Raw genomic sequence first — 3,399 nt, 5'->3', positions numbered from 1 at the left:
CGCATCCTCGATCCGCTCCGGCTGATGGGCACCCAGGTGCTCGCGGAGGCCGAGGGCGGCCGCGTGCCGCTGACGCTGCGCGGCCCGCGCGAGGCGATCCCGATCCGCTACGAGACGCCGGCCGCCTCGGCGCAGATCAAGTCCGCGGTGCTCCTCGCCGGCCTCAACGCCCCGGGCACCACCACGGTGATCGAGGCCGCGGCCACCCGCGACCACACCGAGCGGATGCTGCGCCTGTTCGGCGCCGAGGTCTCCGTCACCCCGCACGGGCCGGACGGCCACGGCCGCGCGGTCGCGCTCACCGGCCAGCCGACGCTGCGCGGCACCGAGGTGGTGGTGCCGGCCGACCCGTCGTCGGCCGCCTTCCCGCTGGTGGCGGCGCTGATCGTGCCGGGCTCCGAGATCACGATCGAGGGCGTGATGATGAATCCGCTGCGCACCGGGCTGATCACGACGCTCATCGAGATGGGCGCCGACATCGAGCGCCTGCGCGAGCGCGAGGAGGGCGGCGAGACCGTCGCCGATCTGCGCGTGCGCGCGAGCCGCCTCAAGGGCGTCGACGTGCCGGCCGAGCGGGCGCCGGCGATGATCGACGAGTACCCGGTGCTTGCGGTCGCCGCCGCCTTCGCCCAGGGCACCACGCGGATGAACGGCCTGCACGAGTTGCGGGTCAAGGAATCGGATCGCCTCGCCGCGGTCGCCGCCGGGCTCAAGGCCAACGGCGTCGCCCACCTGATCGAGGGCGACGACCTCCTCGTCCACGGCGACGGCGCCGCGCCGCCCGGGGGCGGCACGGTCGCGACCCATCTCGACCACCGCATCGCCATGGCGTTCCTCGTGATGGGGCTGGCCACCGCCGAGCCGGTCACCATCGACGACGGCGCGATGATCGCCACGAGCTTCCCGAGCTTCCTGCCGACGATGCAGGCGCTCGGCGCCGGGATCGGGGAATAGGCCCGATGCCCGACAACCCGACAGCCATGGTCATCGCCATCGACGGCCCGGCCGCCTCGGCCTCCGCGAGCACCTGGGTGCCCATCAGCCGGAGCGGATCGAGGATGCGGCGCATCGGCCGGCTGCGCAGGGAAGCGTCGCCGTCGAAGGTCGCCGTGACCGGCTGGCCGCCGACGACGCCCATCATCAGCCGCGAGCCGGTGCCGGCATTGCCGAAGTCGAGGGTCTCGGCCGGATCGGACAGGCCGCCGATGCCGACGCCGCGCACCACCCAGCGTCCCTCCCCCAGGCGCTCCATGGAGGCGCCGAGCGCGCGGGCCGCGGCCGCGGTGCGCAGCACGTCGTCGCCCTCCAGCAGGCCCTCCACCCGCGTCTCGCCGATGGAGAGCAGGCCGAGGATCATCGCGCGGTGCGAGATCGACTTGTCGCCCGGCGGCCGCAGCCGTCCGCGCAGGGGTGCGCCGGGCGCGGCGGAAAGCGGGGTCGGCTCGGAATCGTGCGACACGGGCGGTCAACTTCGCGAGGGATCCGGGCCGGGGCCGCGGGATCGCCGGAGGAGGCGCTGAGGCGCCGAAAAGCCGGTGCGACGCGTGGCGCCGCGCGGGAACATGGGGCGGTCGGTTATCACGCGCGCCGCGATCCGTCATCCGAGCTGCGGCGCCGATCCGACGGTCCGCCGCCGCCCTGGACGCATCGAATGTCGCCGGCGAACGATCGCCGATCGCTTTTCCGCAAAAAGGGGGTTGAGTCCGATCCGAGGCCCGCCTATAGAACCGCCCTCGCCGGACGGCATCGCCGGGCCAGCGAGACACCAGCGCGGACCTCCAGAGCCGCGGTGGACGAGAGTGGGGCCTTAGCTCAGCTGGGAGAGCGCTTCCATGGCATGGAAGAGGTCATCGGTTCGATCCCGTTAGGCTCCACCACTCTCCCTCTCAGACGCGGATGCGGTTGTCCGAGAGGGGTTCGGCATGGACGATGTTCCATCGCTGCCTCATACGATCTTGTACCGACATCCCGTACGATAGGCAGGCCGCCGCCACGTCTGCGACCGAGACCAGGAACGGTTTCTATCTGCCGTCGAACGGCGCGGTTTTCAGAAGAATCTGCCGTTACGGGCTGCCGTCGGGTTCGCCGACGCTGGTGACTGCATCACGCGCGGATGACGTCGCGTGCCCATTGTCGACCGATCGCATCGACCCTCACGGCTCGCGTCGACGGTCGTCGCGCGAGGGAGGCCGGAACCGAACCGCCGATCGCGACCTTACATCTTCAATCACTGGTTGTGTGAGGCTGTGATGGTTGCGATCGTGGTGGCGGCGGTCTTCGGCGCGGGACTGTCGATCCTGCTCCTGGCCAAGTTCGGCCTCCTCATGGCGCTGCTGGCGATCCCCCTCGGCGGGAGCACCGCGGGCATGGCGGCCGCGCTCGGCCTCGCCGCGGCGCGCGATCGGCGCCCGCCGAACCGGATCGGCCGGAGACCTGCGATGGCGCGGCCCGTCACCATCGTCCGCTGACGCCGCAGCTCGCACCGCGACGCCGCTTTCGGCTGGCGCCTACCGGTGCCGGTCGAGGAACTGCGCGAGGTAGGCGCCGGCCGCGTCCGGCCGCTCGACGGCGAGGAGGTGGGCGGCGTGCGGCAGCGTCACCAGTTCCGCCTGGGGGATGCCCCGGCAGATCTCCTCGGCCATCGCGGGCGGCGTCGCGGTGTCCTCGCGGCCGGCGACGACCAGCGTCGGGGCGGTGATGGCCGGCAGACGCGGGCGCAGGTCCATGCGCCCGATCGCGCCGCAGCAGACCGCGTAGCCGGCCGCATCGCAGGCCGTGAACGCCGTGCGGATCGGCGCGATCACCTCCGGATGCCGTTCGGAGAAGCCCGGCGTGAACCAGCGGCCGAGGGTCGCCGCGACGATCGCCTGCGGTCCCGCCTCGCGCACCGTCGCGGCGCGCGCGTTCCAGCTCGCTTCGCTCGGCATGTGGGCGGCCGTCGCCATCAGGGTCAGGCTCGCCACGCGGTCGGGCGCGGCGCTCGCCAGCGCCTGCATCGTCATGCCGCCGAGCGACAGGCCGACGGCGTGGATGCGGTCGATGCCGAGCCCATCGAGCAGCGCGAGCAGGTCGCCGGCGAGATCGTCGATCTCGGCCGGCGCGTCCCGCGTCGCCGAGCCGCCATGGCCGCGGGTGTCGTAGCGCAGGATGCGGTAACGGTCGGCTAGGTGCGGCACCACCGCGTCCCACATGGCGAGCGTCGTCCCGAGCGAGTTGGAGAACGCCACCACCGGTGCGTCCTCCGGGCCGGTGAGGATGTGGTTCAGAGGCTGGTGAGCCATTTCAAGCCGCCAGCCCGAGGGCGGCGCGGGCCTCGGCTCGGACTCAACCCCCTTTTTGCGGAAAAGCGATCGGCGATCGTTCGCCGGCGACATTCGATGCGTCCAGGGCGGCGGCGGA

3 protein-coding genes, 1 tRNA gene and 1 pseudogene are annotated in these 3,399 nt (G+C 72.6%); 3 read left to right on the top strand and 2 right to left on the bottom strand.

Going from position 1 to position 3,399, the window contains the following annotated elements; genetic code table 11:
• A partial coding sequence (locus FV223_RS23355) for a 3-phosphoshikimate 1-carboxyvinyltransferase (RefSeq protein WP_147729227.1) occupies positions 1–954 on the top strand: 954 nt, incomplete at its 5' end.
• Between the two features lie 25 nt (positions 955–979).
• On the opposite strand, the pseudogene FV223_RS23350 reads toward FV223_RS23355, so the two are convergent.
• Positions 980–1,459 (bottom strand): annotated as a pseudogene (locus FV223_RS23350) (3-phosphoshikimate 1-carboxyvinyltransferase); the annotation flags it as partial.
• 342 nt (positions 1,460–1,801) lie between these two features.
• Between FV223_RS23350 and FV223_RS23345 the strand changes: the two are divergent.
• Together FV223_RS23345 and FV223_RS23340 are read left to right on the top strand one after the other, a co-directional pair.
• Positions 1,802–1,877 (top strand) — tRNA-Ala (locus tag FV223_RS23345).
• 372 nt (positions 1,878–2,249) lie between these two features.
• Positions 2,250–2,468, top strand: coding sequence for a hypothetical protein (locus FV223_RS23340; protein WP_147729226.1), 219 nt, complete (start codon positions 2,250–2,252; stop codon positions 2,466–2,468).
• Between the two features lie 39 nt (positions 2,469–2,507).
• Here the strand turns inward: FV223_RS23340 and pcaD are convergent, their stop codons facing one another.
• On the bottom strand, positions 2,508–3,281 hold the full coding sequence (pcaD, locus tag FV223_RS23335) for a 3-oxoadipate enol-lactonase (protein ID WP_147729225.1): 774 nt from the start codon (positions 3,279–3,281) through the stop codon (positions 2,508–2,510).
• Positions 3,282–3,399 lie beyond the last annotated feature (118 nt).

This window comes from Methylobacterium sp. WL116 (assembly GCF_008039455.1).
Classification (GTDB): Bacteria; Pseudomonadota; Alphaproteobacteria; order Rhizobiales; family Beijerinckiaceae; genus Methylobacterium.
Note: the sequence above shows the minus strand (reverse complement) of the source record. Positions and strands in the feature narration are given on the sequence as shown.